This is a genomic window from Streptomyces sp. NPDC059909 (assembly GCF_042730885.1).
Taxonomy (GTDB): Bacteria; Actinomycetota; Actinomycetes; order Streptomycetales; family Streptomycetaceae; genus Streptomyces.
The window spans coordinates 1-13,211 of sequence record NZ_JBHWKX010000014.1 but is presented as its reverse complement, the minus strand read 5'-3'; the positions used below and the strand labels follow the sequence as shown (position 1 = coordinate 13,211).

The window sequence follows — 13,211 nt, the reverse complement described above, 5'->3', positions numbered from 1 at the left end:
GGGTCGGAGGGTTCACCCTCCGACCCGGCCCGGAGCCGTTCCTCGTGGTTCGCCGTTCTCGGCCTCGGCGCACGCCGGCGTCAGAATTGGATCGCGTTGATCGAGTCCGCCAGCGAGTTCAGGAAGTTGTTGATCGACGGCGCCATGCCGGTCGACGCGAGGAAGAAGCCGAAGAGCGCCGCGACTATCGCGGGTCCGGCTTTGATCGAGCCGCCGCGGATCATCACCACGAGGATGATCGCCAACAGCAGCACCACAGACAGCGAAATGGCCACAACTGATCACACCCTCGGTCGGTCCCACCTTGCCCGCCCGGGAGTATGCGGCCCAGCACACCCCCGTCACCTCCATCGTGCCACCAACCCCCGGGTGACGGCTGCCCGCTGACACATCGTCGGCGAATGGTTCACGTCACGTCCGGGTCGGCCGCCCCGCCGGGCAAAGCCCGGCCGTCGCTCGACGTCTACCCGCCGGTGCGAAATTCACACAGCCCGGCCACAGGAAATTCAAGCAATATCGGTGAGGAAATTCACCCAGCCATTCGGCGTGTCGATTTGCACCGTTTAAGCGGGATTAATTGGGGCATATCGGGCGTTTGGTGGTAGTTTCAGTGGCGAATGGACGGACTTCCGAGCGGGTTTTACGTAATCGATTCGGCGGGGCTAGGGTGCCTCGAATGTTCCACGCTCCGAATGGATTGCAGAGGGACCGACTCCCCGAGGCCTCCCGGGAGCCGGAGCCCGTCCCCACGACGGCGGCGACGGCGGAACCGGCGTCAACCGCACCGGCGGCACCGGAACCGGCGGCACGTCCGGCGGAACCCTCCGCGGCGCCGCGGTCCGGGAGACGGGACCCCTACTTCGACAACGCCAAGTACCTGGCCATCGTGCTGGTGGCGGTGGCGCACGCGTGGGAGCCGGTGATGGACGGCAGCCGCGCCACACGCGCGCTGTACATGCTCGTCTACACCTTCCACATGCCGGCGTTCATCGTCATCTCCGGCTACTTCTCGCGGAGCTTCGAGGCCCGGCCCGGTCAGCTGAAGCGGCTGGTCAGCGGGGTGATCGTGCCGTACGTCGTCTTCGAGGTGGCGTACACGCTCCACAAACGGTGGGCCGACGGCGACCCCGGGCACCCGTTCAGCCTGACCGACCCCTTCTATCTCACCTGGTTCCTGCTGGCGCTGTTCGTCTGGCGGCTGTCCACACCGCTGTGGCGGGCGATCCGGTGGCCGCTGCCGGTCGCGCTGGTCATCGCCGCGCTCGGGTCGCTCACCCCGAACATCGGCGGCGACCTCGATCTCCAGCGCATCCTGCAGTTCCTGCCGTTCTTCGTGCTGGGGCTCTCGCTGAAGCCCGTCCACTTCCAGCTGGTGCGGCGGCGTGAGGTGCGGCTGCTGGCGCTGCCCGTGGTCGCGGGCGCGGCGGTGTTCACGTACTGGATCGCCCCGCACCTGAGGATGGGCTGGTTCTACCGCTCGGCCGGGGCCGAGGACCTGGAGGCGCCCTGGTGGGCGGGGCCGGTCATGACGTTCGGCCTGTTCGCCTGCGCGCTGCTGCTCACGGCGGCCTTCCTGGCGTGGGTGCCGCGGCGGCGGACCTGGTTCACCGTGCTGGGTGCGGGCACCATCTGCGGCTATCTGCTGCACGGGTTCCTGGTGAAGACCTTCGACTACATGGACCTGGCGGCGCGGCACCCGTGGCTGGCCACGCCCGGCGGAGAGGTCGTGGTGACGCTCACCGCGGTCGTGGCGGTGACCCTGCTCTGCACGCCTCCGGTGCGGCGGGCGCTGCGGTTCGCGACGGAGCCGGAGCTGTCGTGGGCGTTCCGGCAGGACGTCAGCCGGCTGTCAGGCCCAGCAGCCGGCGCACCGTCGCGTACTTCTCGGTGAGACGGGTCCGGGTCGGCTCGTCCAGGACGGCGAGCCGGGCCGGGTCCGCGTTGTGGGCGAGGTCGGACTCCTTGACCAGGAGGGCGCCGGGCGTGGCGAGGATGCGGCGGGTGTAGCCGGGGAGGTCCTCGCCCTCGCGCTTGGTCAGCGCGAGGACCATCTCCTTGACGGACTGCGGGAGTTCGGCCGCGTCCAGCCAGTCGCGGGAGAGGGCGTCGTCCTCGACGGCGTCGTGCAGCCATGCGGCCGCGATCTGCTCGTCGCTGCCGCCACGGGCGCGGACGCCGTCGGCGACGGCCTGCAGATGCTCGGTGTACGGCCTTCCCGCCTTGTCCGTCTGCGCCGCGTGGGCCTCGCGGGCGATGGCCTCGACCTCGGCCAGGGTGAGATAGGGCATGGGGGGACTGTACGGGGCGGGGCGGGGCGGGTGCGGCGGCACTGCGTGGAGCTTTTCCCCTGCCGGCGCGTTCTACGACTCGCGGCGGAGCAGCAGGAGGGCGCGGTCGTCGTTGACGTCCTTGGCGACCGCCTCGATGAGGTGCCAGGCCGCGCCCTCGAAGCCCGTCGCGACATAGCGGTCCGCCTCGCCGGTGAGGCGGTCCATGCCCTCGGCGATCTCGCGGTCGGACGCCTCCACCAGGCCGTCCGTGAAGAGCATCAGCACATCGCCGGGCCGCAGGGTTCCCTTGACCGGGTCGAACTGGGCGCCGTCGTACACGCCGAGCAGCGGGCCCTCCGCGGACTTCTCCTCCCAGCGGCCCGAGCCGGCGTGGAGCTGGAGGGCGGGGAGGTGGCCGGCGGAGAGGAGTTCGTAGTCGCCGGATTCCAGATCGAGGACGAGATGGACGGAGGTCGCGAAGCCCTCGTCCCAGTCCTGGCGCAGCAGATAGCCGTTGGCGGCGGGCAGGAAGGCGTGCGGCGGGAGCGAGCCGAGGAGTCCGCCGAAGGCGCCGGACAGCAGAAGGGCACGCGATCCGGCGTCCATGCCCTTGCCGGAGACGTCCGTGAGGACGGCTTCGAGCGTGCGGCCGCCGTTCGTCCGCGCCGCGACCACGAAGTCGCCGGAGAAGGACTGCCCGCCGGCCGGGCGCAGCGCCATCTCGCGGTGCCAGCCCTTGGGCAGCCGGGGCAGCGCGCTCTGCACCCGGATGCGTTCGCGCAGGTCGAAGAGCATCGTGCCGCCGCGCCGCCAGGGAACGCCGACCCGGGCCCTGAACTGCGCGATGAGCAGTCCGAAGAAACCGCAGGCGGCCACGACGAGGACCGTTCCCGGGGTGACCCGCGCCGGGCCCTCCATGTACGGGCCGAGCACCAGCGACTCGACGATGAGCGCGCCCGCCGCGGCCGCGTACAGCCCGAGCAGGCTGGCGGGCCGCAGCAGCAGACCGCCCGCGACGATCGGGAGGACGAGTGCCGCGGGCGAGAACCAGACGGGCAGCGCGATCGTCCCGCAGGTGATCGCCGGTACGGTCAGCAGCAGTCCGGCCAGCGCGATCCAGTCGGAGCCGTCGCCGCGGAAGTAGTCGACCCCGGATTTGCGCAGCCCGGTGCGGGCCCGGTGTGCGGACTTCCGCAGCCGGGCCGTGAGCGAGTCTGCTGCGCCACGTGCCATCGTCGTGGACCCTATCCACCCGCTCCGCCGGCGTGCAGGGGGACCCCTGAGACATTGCGTTCGAAATCGGGTCGCGGCAGGTCGCACGCCCTGGTAGGGATGGCCCATGACGACTGAACTGCGGGTGCTCCAGCCGGCCGACTGGGCCGAGTGGTACGGGAAGTTGGAGCGCGCCTTCGGCGGAGTGGCCGAGTCGGCGGAGGAGCGTGAGCTGTACCGCTCGCTGACCGAGGCCGACCGTTCGATCGCCGCCTGGGACGGCGACGAGTGCATCGGTACGGCCGGGGCGTTCAGTTACCGGGTGTCGGTACCGGGCGGCGCGTTCGTGCCCGCGGCCGGGGTGACGATGGTGAGCGTGGCGGCGACGCACCGCCGGCGCGGGGTGCTGACCTCGATGATGCGCCGCCAGCTGGACGACGTACGGGCCTGGGGCGAGCCGCTCGCCGTGCTGACGGCGTCCGAGCCGGCTATCTACGGGCGGTTCGGGTACGGCGTCGGGACGCAGCAGGTGAACGTGGAGATCGACACGTCCCGGGTGCGGATCGCCGCGCCGCCGGGGACGGACGGCGTACGGCTGCGGTTCGCCCCGGTCGCAGAGGCGGCCGAGGCGTGCGAGGCCGTGTATCTGCGCACGATCGGCTCCCGGCCCGGGATGCTCGCCCGGACGCCCGGCTGGGAGCGGCTGCCGCTGCTCGACCCGCCGAGCGAGCGGGACGGCGCGTCGCCGCTGCAGTGCGTGCTCGCCGAGCGGGACGGCGAGGTGGTGGGCTACGTCCGCTTCCACACCAAGCCGAAGTGGCATGCGTCGGGCCCGGACGGCTCGATCATGCTGAGTGACATCGGTGCGCTGGACCCGGCGGCGTACGCGGCGCTGTGGCGCTTCCTCTTCGAGATCGATCTGACGTCGACGGTCCGTGCACGGATGCGCCCTGTGGACGACCCGCTGCTGCAGTTGGTCACGGACATCCGGCGGTGCGGTGTCCTCGTGCGGGACTCGATGTACGTACGGCTGGTGGACGTGGGCGCGGCTCTGGCGGCGCGGACGTACCAGACGCCGGTGGACGTCGTGTTCGAGGTCGAGGACGCGTTCTGCCCGTGGAACGAGGGGCGTTGGCGGCTCACGGGTGACGCGAAGGGCGCGTCCTGCGAGCGCACTGCGGACGCGGTGGATCTGGCGCTGTCCGTAGGGGAGTTGGGCTCGGCGTACCTGGGCGGGGTGACGCTCTCCTCGCTGGCCGGGGCGGGGCGGGTGCGCGAACTGCGCGGCGGCGCGCTGGCGGAGGCGTCGCTCGCCTTCGGCTCGGACGTCGCGCCGTGGCTGCCGCACGGGTTCTGACCGGGGGCGGGGCGCGTCCCCCGGCCCCCGTAGGTCCCCGGCCCCGCGGAGGCGCCGCCTACGCCGACTGGCAGGACGGGCACCAGAAGAGGTTGCGGGCGGCGAGACCGGCGGTGCGGATCTCGCCGCCACAGATGTGGCAGGGCTGGGCGGCCCGGCGGTAGACGTAGACCTCGCCGCCGTGGTCGTCGACGCGCGGCGGGCGGCCCATGGCCTCGGGGGTGTGCTCGAGGCGGACGGTGTCGATGCGGTTGTGCCGTACGCCCTCGCGCATGAGCGCGACCAGGTCCGCCCAGATGGCGTGCCACTCGCGCTCGGTGAGGTCCTTCCCCGCGCGGTACGGGTCGATGCCGTGACGGAAGAGGACTTCCGCGCGGTAGACGTTGCCGACGCCCGCGACGACCTTCTGGTCCATGAGCAGCGCGGCGATGGTCGTACGGGAGCGGGAGACGCGGGCCCAGGCGCGGTCGGGCCCGTCGTCGGGGCGGAGCGGGTCCGGGCCGAGGCGCTCGTGTACCGCGCGCTTCTCGGGATCCGTGATCAGGGCACACGTGGTGGGGCCGCGCAGGTCGACGTAGCTGTCGGGGTTGGCGAGCCTCAGCCGTACGGTCTCGGTGGGCGGGGGCGCCGGGGCGTCCCCGAAGTTCACCTTGCCGAACAGGCCGAGGTGGATGTGGATCCATTCCTCGCCGCCGAAGCCGAGGAAGAGGTGCTTGCCGTGGGCCTCGGTGCGCTCCAGCACCGTGCCGTCGAGCAGCGCCGCGGAGTCGGCGAACTTGCCCTGCGGGCTCGTCACCCGCACGGACCGGCCGCCGAGCCGTTCCCGGTAGTCGGCGGCCAGTCGGTGGATCGTGTGCCCCTCGGGCATCAGGCGGTGGGCTCCTGCGGGTGGTGGGCCGGGACCGGGGGGAGCTCGCCGGTGGTCTCGTACGCCGAGAGCATCTCGATGCGGCGGGTGTGACGCTCCTCACCCGAGTACGGCGTCTTCAGGAAGACCTCGACGAAGGTCGTCGCCTCGTCGGTGGTGTGCATCCGGGCGCCGACGGCCACGACGTTGGCGTTGTTGTGCTCGCGGCCGAGCGCGGCCGTCTGGACGCTCCAGGCGAGCGCGGCGCGCACGCCCTTGACCTTGTTCGCGGCGATCTGCTCGCCGTTGCCGGAGCCACCGATGACGATGCCCAGGCTGTCCGGGTCCGCGGCCGTCCGCTCGGCGGCACGCAGGCAGAACGGCGGGTAGTCGTCCTGGGCGTCGTAGATGTGGGGGCCGCAGTCGACGGGCTCGTGGCCGTGGGCCGTGAGCCACTCGACGAGGTGGTTCTTGAGTTCGAAGCCGGCATGGTCGGAGCCGAGGTACACGCGCATGGTCCGAGTGTGGCACGCGGCGGGCTGGGCAGCGATCACCGGGGTGGCGCCCCGCGGCCCCGTCACCGGGTGTGACGGAGGTCTGGGGCCAGTCGGGACGAAGTGCCCATTATCACGAATCGGAATCAGCTCTTCCGTACCGGCGAGTCACCGGTTTGAATGCACGGGCTCGTAACCCGAGCGAACCGCACACGTAAGGAATCGTCCATGACCTCGCAGTCGACCCTTACGAAGGCAGGCGAAAGCACCGGAGAACCCGGTATTCCCCAGCCTTCGGACGGTCTCAAGGCCGGACTGAAGAACCGCCATCTTTCCATGATCGCCATCGGCGGCGTCATCGGCGCCGGCCTGTTCGTCGGGTCCTCCGGCGGCATCGCCGCGGCCGGTCCCGCCATCCTCGTGTCGTACCTGCTCGTCGGCGCGATGGTTGTCTTCGTCATGCGGATGCTGGGTGAGATGGCGGCCGCCAGCCCGAACTCCGGCTCGTTCTCCGCGTACGCCGACCGCGCGCTCGGCCGCTGGGCGGGCTTCTCCATCGGCTGGCTGTACTGGTTCTTCTGGGTCGTGGTGCTGGCGGTCGAGGCGACCGCGGGTGCCGTGATCCTGGAAGGCTGGGTCCCGGCCGTGCCGCAGTGGGCGTGGGCGCTGATCGTGATGGTCGTGCTGACGGCGACCAACCTCGCCTCGGTGTCGTCGTACGGCGAGTTCGAGTTCTGGTTCGCGGGCATCAAGGTCGTCGCCATCGGCGGCTTCGTGATCATCGGTCTGCTGGCCGTGTTCGGCGTGCTGCCGGGCTCCGACAACCCGGGGGCGGGCTTCGCGCACCTGACCGACGCCGGCGGCTTCCTGCCCAACGGCGCGGGCGCCATCCTCACCGGTGTGCTGATGGTCGTCTTCTCCTTCATGGGCAGCGAGATCGTCACGCTGGCCGCCGGTGAGTCCGAGGACCCGCGCCGCGCGGTCACCAAGGCCACCAACAGCGTGATCTGGCGGATCGGCGTCTTCTACCTGGGCTCGATCTTCGTGGTCCTGACGCTGCTGCCGTGGAACGACAAGTCGATCGTCGAGAAGGGCTCGTACGTCGCGGCCCTGGACTCCATCGGCATCCCGGCCGCCGGCCAGATCATGAACGTCATCGTCCTGACGGCCGTGCTCTCCTGCCTGAACTCCGGCCTCTACACCGCCTCGCGCATGGCGTTCTCGCTGGGCGAGCGCGGTGACGCCCCCAAGGCCTTCGCCAAGGTCAACGCCAAGGGCGTGCCGACGTGGGCGATCCTCGGCTCCGTGGTCTTCGGCTTCATCGCCGTCTACTTCAACTACGCGTTCAAGGACACGGTCTTCCTGTTCCTGCTGAACTCGTCCGGTGCCGTCGCGCTCTTCGTCTGGCTGGCGATCTGCTTCACCCAGCTGCGGATGCGCGGGATCCTGATGCGCGAGGTCCCGGAGAAGGTCACGGTGAAGATGTGGCTCTTCCCGTACCTGACCTGGGCGACCGCCGGAATGATCGTCTTCGTGCTCGGCTACATGCTCTTCGACGACGCGAACCGCGAGGTCGTGCTGCTGTCGCTGCTGGTCGCGGCCATCGTGCTGGTCATCGGCTTCGTGCTCCAGCTCAAGGACAAGGACAAGGCCGAGATCAAGGCCTAGTCCCCCGCCGCATACGCCGAAGCCCCGGTCCGCCGTCGAGCGGGCCGGGGCTTCGGCGTATGCGCAAGCAGGAATCAGCCGCGGTGGCCGAGCAGCTTCCAGGCGCCGGGCAGCAGGCCCATCGCCAGCGCGGCCTTGAGCGCGTCACCGATGAGGAACGGGACGAGGCCCACGGCCACGGCGTCGGAGAGCGTCATCCCGGTGGCGAGGGACAGGTACGGCACGCCGACCGCGTAGATGATCGCGGAGCCCAGCACCATGCTGCCGGCGGTGCGCAGGACGGAGCGGTCCCCACCGCGACGGGCGAGGGCACCGACCACCGTGGCGGCGATCAGCATGCCGAGGATGTAGCCGAAGGACGGCATCGCGTACCCGGACGAGGCCTCGGCGAACCACGGCATGCCGGCCATGCCGGCCAGCGCGTACAGGGCGAGCGAGAGGAAGCCGCGGCGGGCGCCGAGCGCCGTGCCGACGAGGAGGGCGGCGAAGGTCTGGCCCGTGACCGGCACCGGGGAGCCGGGGATCTGGACGGAGATCTGGGCCGCGATGCCGGTGAGCGCGGCGCCGCCGACGACGAGGGCTGCGTCCACTGCGGACTTCGTACGGGAGGCGGGCAGCAGGTCGGCGAGGACCGCTCCGGATCGGACGGGGGCGGCGGAAGTGCTCATCGGGTCTCCTGAAGTCGATATGGACATGGCGACGTTAGCCCAGGAGTGAACGAGCGATCACCATCAGTCGATGACAAAGGGCCGGTCGGCGGCTTGGTGGAGTTCGAACAAACGTCTGCGACAAGTACCCGGGGCGCGTGATGCTCGTCACTGAGGTGGCGGGGCGAGGGAGCCCGCTTTGGCGATCGGTGAGGGACTCGGGGAGACTGTAGGTTCTTGCCAAATCCCCGAGAGTGACGAGCCCCATGCACGACGCACCGCCCAGCCCGTTGGCCACCGAGGCCGAGCCTCTCTCGCACGGGCTGAAGCAGCGTCACCTGACGATGCTCGGCCTCGGCGGGGTGATCGGCGCCGGCCTCTTCGTCGGCTCGGGCGCCGGTATCGCGGTGGCGGGGCCCGGGATCGTCGTGTCGTATCTGCTCGCGGGCACGCTGGCGATGCTCGTGATGCGGATACTCGGCGAGATGTCCGCGGCGATGCCCGCGTCGGGGGCCTTCTCGGTGCACGCGGAGCGGGCGCTCGGCCGCTGGGCCGGGTTCAGCGTGGGGTGGCTGTACTGGTTCCTGCTGGTGGTCGTGCTCGCCGTGGAGGCGACGGGCGCCGCGACCATCGCGAACGGCTGGGTGCCGGGCGTGCCGCAGTGGACCTGGGTGCTGATCTTCATGGTGGCCTTCACCGCCGCCAATCTCGCGGCCGTGAAGAACTTCGGCGAGTTCGAGTTCTGGTTCGCCGCGCTGAAGGTCGGCGCGATCGTCCTGTTCCTGCTGCTGGGCACCCTGGCGATCTTCGGCGTACTGCCGGACACGGACCCGGTGGGTCTCACGAATCTGACCGGACAGGGCGGATTCCTGCCCAACGGCTGGGAGGGTGTCGTCTCCGGTGTCCTCGCCGTCGTCTTCGCCTTCGGCGGCCTGGAGGTCGTCACGATCGCGGCCGCCGAGTCCGAGGACCCGGCCCGCGCGGTCGGGCGGGCCGTGCGCAGCGCGGTGTGGCGCATCCTCTTCTTCTACGTCGGCTCGATGCTGGTCATCGTGACCGTGCTGCCGTGGACCGCGATGAAGCCGGGTCAGAGCCCGTACGTCGCCGTTCTCGACGCGATCGGGGTGCCCGGCGCCGGGCAGATCATGAACATCGTGGTGTTCGTGGCGCTGTTGTCCGCCCTCAACGCCAATCTGTACGGCTCGTCGCGGATGGTCTTCTCGCTCGCCGAGCGCGGCGAGGCGCCCGCGGGCCTGCTCGCCGTGTCACGCGGCGGGGTGCCGCGGCGGGCCGTGTTCGCCTCGGTCGCCTTCGGCTTCGTCTCGGTACTGCTCAATCTGAAGTGGCCGGACTCCGTCTTCCTCTACATGCTCAACGCGGTCGGCGCGGTGCTGCTGTTCGTCTGGGCCCTGATCGCGGTGTCACAGCTGCGGCTGCGGCGGCGCATCGAGCGCGAGGCGCCGGAGAAGCTGGTCCTGAGGATGTGGGGCTTCCCGTGGCTGACCTGGGTGGCGCTGGCCGGGATGGCGGCCGTGGTGGTGCTGATGCTGGGCGATCCCGACGCGCGGCCGCAGGTGCTGTGGTCGGCGGCGGCGACGGCCGCGGTGCTGGTCGTGGCCGGCGTACGGGAGTGGCGGGACGCGCGGGCCAATCGTTCCTGAGTCTTCACATTGTGTGAGCATCTTGTCCGTATAGCGGTCATCCAAGCCCTGTGAGCGGGGTGGGGCTCAGACTGTGATCCATTCCCCTATCCGCTCATGAACAGGGCACGCCCATGTCTCGGACCTCGGCGCCCGCGCCCGTCGACGCCACCACGGTCGACTCGGAAGCGCTCGCGCACGGCCTCAAGCAGCGCCATCTGTCGATGATCGCCCTCGGCGGGGTGATCGGAGCCGGCCTCTTCGTCGGCTCCGGAGCCGGTATCGCCGCCGCCGGACCCTCGATCGTCGTCGCCTATGCGATATCCGGTCTGCTCGTCATGCTCGTGATGCGCATGCTCGGCGAGTTGTCGGCCGCGCACCCCGCCTCGGGCTCGTTCTCGGTCCACGCCGAGCGGGCCATCGGGCCCTGGGCCGGATTCACCGCGGGGTGGGCGTTCTGGTTCCTGCTCTGCGTGGCCGTCGGTCTGGAGGGCATCGGCGCCGCGAAGATCGTCACCGGCTGGCTGCCGGGGACGCCCGAGTGGGCGTGGGTCGCCCTCTTCATGCTGGTGTTCTGCGGGACGAACCTCGCGGCGGTGAAGAACTTCGGCGAGTTCGAGTTCTGGTTCGCCGCGCTGAAGGTCGGCGCGATCGTCCTGTTCCTGGGACTGGGCGTCCTCGCGATCGTCGGTGTCCTGCCCGGCACGGACGCGCCCGGCACCGCGAACCTCACCGGCGACGGCGGCTTCATGCCCCACGGCACGGAGGGCCTCGTCGTCGGACTGCTCGCCTCGGTCTTCGCGTACGGCGGGCTCGAGACCGTCACCATCGCCGCGGCCGAGTCCGAGCACCCCATGCAGGGCGTGGCGAAGGCCGTGCGTACGGCGATGTGGCGCATCGGGCTGTTCTACGTCGGCTCGATGGCGGTCATCGTCACGCTGGTCCCCTGGGACGACAAGACGGTCGTCGAGAAGGGCCCGTACGTCGCGACCCTCGACCACCTGGGCATTCCCGCCGCCGGCCAGATCATGAACGTGGTCGTGCTGGTCGCCCTTCTCTCCGCGATGAACGCGAACATCTACGGCGCCTCCCGCATGGCCGGCTCGCTGGTCGCCCGCGGCCAGGGCCCGAAGGTGCTCGGCCGGATCTCGGGCGGGGTGCCGCGCGTGGCGGTGCTGACCTCGTGCGTCTTCGGGTTCGTGTGCGTGATGCTGAGCTACTGGCGGCCCGACGACGTCTTCATCTGGCTGCTCAACATGATCGGCGCGATCATCCTGGTCGTCTGGTTCTTCATCGCCGTCTCGCAGCTGCTGCTGCGCCGCAGGACGGAGCGCGAGGCGCCGGAGAAGCTGGCCGTGAAGATGTGGGCGTACCCGTATCTGACGTGGGTGGCGCTCGCCGGCATGGCCGCGGTGTTCGTGCTGATGGCGCGGGAGGCGGACACCCGTCTGCAGCTGTACTTCACGGGCGGGCTGACGCTGGTGCTGGCGGTGGTCGGGGTGATCCGGCAGCGGGCGGGCGCGAAGCCGGAGGCCGTGCCCTCGAACGACTGACCCCCGGCCGGCGCAGTGCGTCGGGCCACCCTTCTCTCCGGGACCCCCGGGCCATCGCGGCCCGGGGGTCCTTCGTGTCCGGGAGGGGGCGGGCTGCCGGGGTGGTTGTCCGCGATTCCCTCTGTCTGGCGGTGCAGGGTCCGGACCTGTCGCTGTTACCGTCCCCGCCATGAGTGCCATCCGCATCCTCGCCGCGGGCGACGGTTTCGTGCTCAATTCCCTGATCGGCGAGGCCCTGCGTCACGAGATCGAAGGCCCGCTCGAGCTCGCGGAGCTGGAGCTGCCGTGGCCGCGGGTGCCGTTCGGCCGGGTCGCCGAGGTGGACGAGGCGAGCGACGCGGAGGACGCGCTGATCGAGGCGCTCGGCGCGGCCGGTTCCGAGGTGTGCGTGACGCAGATGGCGCCCTTCACGGAGCGCGTGCTGGCCGCGGCGCCCGCGCTGAGGATGATCGCCGTGTGCCGGGGCGGGCCGGTCAATGTGAACGCGCAGGCCGCGCGGGCTCGGGGCGTGCGCGTGTGTTTCGCGCCGGGGCGCACGACGGCGGCGACCGCGGAATTCACGGTCGGGCTGCTGCTGGCCGCGCTGCGCGGGATCCCTCAGGCCCACAACTCCCTTGCCGTGGAGGGGAGATGGAACGGCGGGCAGTACACGTACGACACGGTGGGGCCCGAGCTGGAGGACGCCCCGGTCGGCCTGATCGGGTACGGGGCGGTCGGCAGCCGGGTCGCCCGGGTGCTGACGGCCTTCGGCGCGGAGGTCGAGGTGTACGACCCGTACGTACGCGGCGATGTGCACGGCATGCGGACCGCGTCGCTGGACGCGCTGCTGTCCCGGTCGAGGATCCTCACGCTGCACGCCCGCCTGACGCCCGAGACCCTCGGCATGATCGGCGCCCGCGAGCTGGCGCTGCTGCCGCGCGGCGCGGTCCTCGTGAACGCGGCGCGCGGCGGGCTCGTCGACACGGAGGCCCTGTGCGACGCCCTCGACGGCGGACACCTGGCGGCCGCGGCGCTGGACACCTACGAGCAGGAGCCGCTGTCCGCCGGATCGCGGCTGTTCCGAACGCCCGGGCTGATCCTGACCCCGCATCTGGCCGGGGCGAGCCGTGGGGTCGCGCACAAGGCGGCGCGCATCGCGGCGGCGGAGGCGGGCCGCTGGTTCCGGGGCGAGCCGCTGCTGCACTGCCTGAACTGAGCAGCTGATCATCTTCGCGCCCTCTTGCTACTAGCCTGCACTTGCGAATAAGTTGCAATAAGCAGTCTCGGACATGGCCATTTACACGCTTCGTCAACTTGACCCGGCCGTAAACGACCGGGCTTGGAGGTAGCGCCCAACTGGCTGCTGGGTGGGCTCCTCCGTCCAGACACCCCTATGGGGTGGCAGGGACGCGTGACTCACGCCCCGCAGTCCACGCAGCCTCGCCCTTGCGGGCGATGTTGCGGGAGGCATTCCGGTCTGCGTGGGCAACGACCCCGCAGTTCCGGCAGGTGAAGCGGGCCTGGCTTGCCCGGTTCTTCTTGTC

13 protein-coding genes are annotated in these 13,211 nt (G+C 70.7%); 6 read left to right on the top strand and 7 right to left on the bottom strand.

Annotated features, from left to right (window positions below; all coding sequences use genetic code 11):
- Positions 1–80 precede the first annotated feature (80 nt).
- Positions 81–275, bottom strand: a complete 195-nt coding sequence (locus ACFV9O_RS12540; protein ID WP_385416065.1) for a hypothetical protein — start codon at positions 273–275, stop codon at positions 81–83.
- 401 nt (positions 276–676) lie between these two features.
- Between ACFV9O_RS12540 and ACFV9O_RS12535 the strand changes: the two genes are divergently transcribed.
- Positions 677–1,891: an acyltransferase family protein gene (locus tag ACFV9O_RS12535; protein WP_385416063.1), complete on the top strand. Its 1,215-nt coding sequence runs from the start codon at positions 677–679 to the stop codon at positions 1,889–1,891.
- Here ACFV9O_RS12535 and ACFV9O_RS12530 read toward each other — a convergent pair.
- Together ACFV9O_RS12530 and ACFV9O_RS12525 are read right to left on the bottom strand one after the other, a co-directional pair.
- A complete protein-coding gene (locus tag ACFV9O_RS12530) occupies positions 1,839–2,288 on the bottom strand; it encodes an HD domain-containing protein (RefSeq protein WP_385416061.1) in 450 nt (149 codons plus the stop codon). The genes ACFV9O_RS12535 and ACFV9O_RS12530 overlap by 53 nt on opposite strands.
- A gap of 72 nt (positions 2,289–2,360) precedes the next feature.
- The gene (locus ACFV9O_RS12525) at positions 2,361–3,503 is read right to left on the bottom strand and encodes a PP2C family protein-serine/threonine phosphatase (RefSeq protein WP_385416058.1); all 1,143 of its coding nucleotides are present in this window, start codon (positions 3,501–3,503) and stop codon (positions 2,361–2,363) included.
- A gap of 106 nt (positions 3,504–3,609) precedes the next feature.
- On the opposite strand from ACFV9O_RS12525, the gene ACFV9O_RS12520 reads away from it, so the two are divergent.
- The gene (locus ACFV9O_RS12520) at positions 3,610–4,839 is read left to right on the top strand and encodes a GNAT family N-acetyltransferase (protein WP_385416056.1); all 1,230 of its coding nucleotides are present in this window, start codon (positions 3,610–3,612) and stop codon (positions 4,837–4,839) included.
- 58 nt (positions 4,840–4,897) lie between these two features.
- Here the strand turns inward: ACFV9O_RS12520 and ACFV9O_RS12515 are convergent, their stop codons facing one another.
- On the bottom strand, positions 4,898–5,707 hold the full coding sequence (locus ACFV9O_RS12515; RefSeq protein WP_385416053.1) for an Fpg/Nei family DNA glycosylase: 810 nt from the start codon (positions 5,705–5,707) through the stop codon (positions 4,898–4,900).
- Positions 5,707–6,201, bottom strand: coding sequence for a ribose-5-phosphate isomerase (locus ACFV9O_RS12510; protein ID WP_385416051.1), 495 nt, complete (start codon positions 6,199–6,201; stop codon positions 5,707–5,709). The genes ACFV9O_RS12515 and ACFV9O_RS12510 overlap by 1 nt, the downstream gene beginning before the upstream one ends.
- Before the next feature lie 207 nt (positions 6,202–6,408).
- Between ACFV9O_RS12510 and ACFV9O_RS12505 the strand changes: the two genes are divergently transcribed.
- Complete coding sequence (locus ACFV9O_RS12505; RefSeq protein WP_385416049.1) at positions 6,409–7,848, top strand: amino acid permease; 1,440 nt, start codon at positions 6,409–6,411, stop codon at positions 7,846–7,848.
- 74 nt (positions 7,849–7,922) lie between these two features.
- Here ACFV9O_RS12505 and ACFV9O_RS12500 read toward each other — a convergent pair whose 3' ends face one another.
- On the bottom strand, positions 7,923–8,516 hold the full coding sequence (locus tag ACFV9O_RS12500; RefSeq protein ID WP_385416046.1) for a biotin transporter BioY: 594 nt from the start codon (positions 8,514–8,516) through the stop codon (positions 7,923–7,925).
- A 245-nt stretch (positions 8,517–8,761) separates the two neighbouring features.
- Between ACFV9O_RS12500 and ACFV9O_RS12495 the strand changes: the two genes are divergently transcribed.
- The 3 genes from ACFV9O_RS12495 to ACFV9O_RS12485 all read left to right on the top strand — a co-directional run bounded on the left by ACFV9O_RS12495 (position 8,762) and on the right by ACFV9O_RS12485 (position 12,883).
- The gene (locus tag ACFV9O_RS12495; RefSeq protein WP_385416043.1) at positions 8,762–10,156 is read left to right on the top strand and encodes an amino acid permease; all 1,395 of its coding nucleotides are present in this window, start codon (positions 8,762–8,764) and stop codon (positions 10,154–10,156) included.
- A gap of 113 nt (positions 10,157–10,269) precedes the next feature.
- Positions 10,270–11,688, top strand: coding sequence for an amino acid permease (locus ACFV9O_RS12490; protein ID WP_385416041.1), 1,419 nt, complete (start codon positions 10,270–10,272; stop codon positions 11,686–11,688).
- 169 nt (positions 11,689–11,857) lie between these two features.
- Positions 11,858–12,883 (top strand): 2-hydroxyacid dehydrogenase, encoded by a 1,026-nt coding sequence (locus tag ACFV9O_RS12485; protein WP_385416038.1) that lies wholly within the window; start codon positions 11,858–11,860, stop codon positions 12,881–12,883.
- Between the two features lie 175 nt (positions 12,884–13,058).
- Here ACFV9O_RS12485 and ACFV9O_RS12480 read toward each other — a convergent pair.
- Positions 13,059–13,211, bottom strand: a 153-nt coding sequence (locus ACFV9O_RS12480) for a zinc ribbon domain-containing protein (protein ID WP_385416283.1), incomplete at its 5' end; no start/stop codon positions are given.

What these genes read in the sequence shown, in the direction of transcription:
- ACFV9O_RS12485 (WP_385416038.1), top strand. Translation starts at nt 11,858, where the DNA reads ATGAGTGCCATCCGCATCCTCGCCGCGGGCGACGGTTTCGTGCTCAAT.
- ACFV9O_RS12515 (WP_385416053.1), bottom strand. Translation starts at nt 5,707, where the DNA reads ATGCCCGAGGGGCACACGATCCACCGACTGGCCGCCGACTACCGGGAA.
- ACFV9O_RS12490 (WP_385416041.1), top strand. Translation starts at nt 10,270, where the DNA reads ATGTCTCGGACCTCGGCGCCCGCGCCCGTCGACGCCACCACGGTCGAC.
- ACFV9O_RS12525 (WP_385416058.1), bottom strand. Translation starts at nt 3,503, where the DNA reads ATGGCACGTGGCGCAGCAGACTCGCTCACGGCCCGGCTGCGGAAGTCC.
- ACFV9O_RS12535 (WP_385416063.1), top strand. Translation starts at nt 677, where the DNA reads ATGTTCCACGCTCCGAATGGATTGCAGAGGGACCGACTCCCCGAGGCC.
- ACFV9O_RS12510 (WP_385416051.1), bottom strand. Translation starts at nt 6,201, where the DNA reads ATGCGCGTGTACCTCGGCTCCGACCATGCCGGCTTCGAACTCAAGAAC.
- ACFV9O_RS12500 (WP_385416046.1), bottom strand. Translation starts at nt 8,516, where the DNA reads ATGAGCACTTCCGCCGCCCCCGTCCGATCCGGAGCGGTCCTCGCCGAC.
- ACFV9O_RS12505 (WP_385416049.1), top strand. Translation starts at nt 6,409, where the DNA reads ATGACCTCGCAGTCGACCCTTACGAAGGCAGGCGAAAGCACCGGAGAA.
- ACFV9O_RS12520 (WP_385416056.1), top strand. Translation starts at nt 3,610, where the DNA reads ATGACGACTGAACTGCGGGTGCTCCAGCCGGCCGACTGGGCCGAGTGG.
- ACFV9O_RS12530 (WP_385416061.1), bottom strand. Translation starts at nt 2,288, where the DNA reads ATGCCCTATCTCACCCTGGCCGAGGTCGAGGCCATCGCCCGCGAGGCC.
- ACFV9O_RS12495 (WP_385416043.1), top strand. Translation starts at nt 8,762, where the DNA reads ATGCACGACGCACCGCCCAGCCCGTTGGCCACCGAGGCCGAGCCTCTC.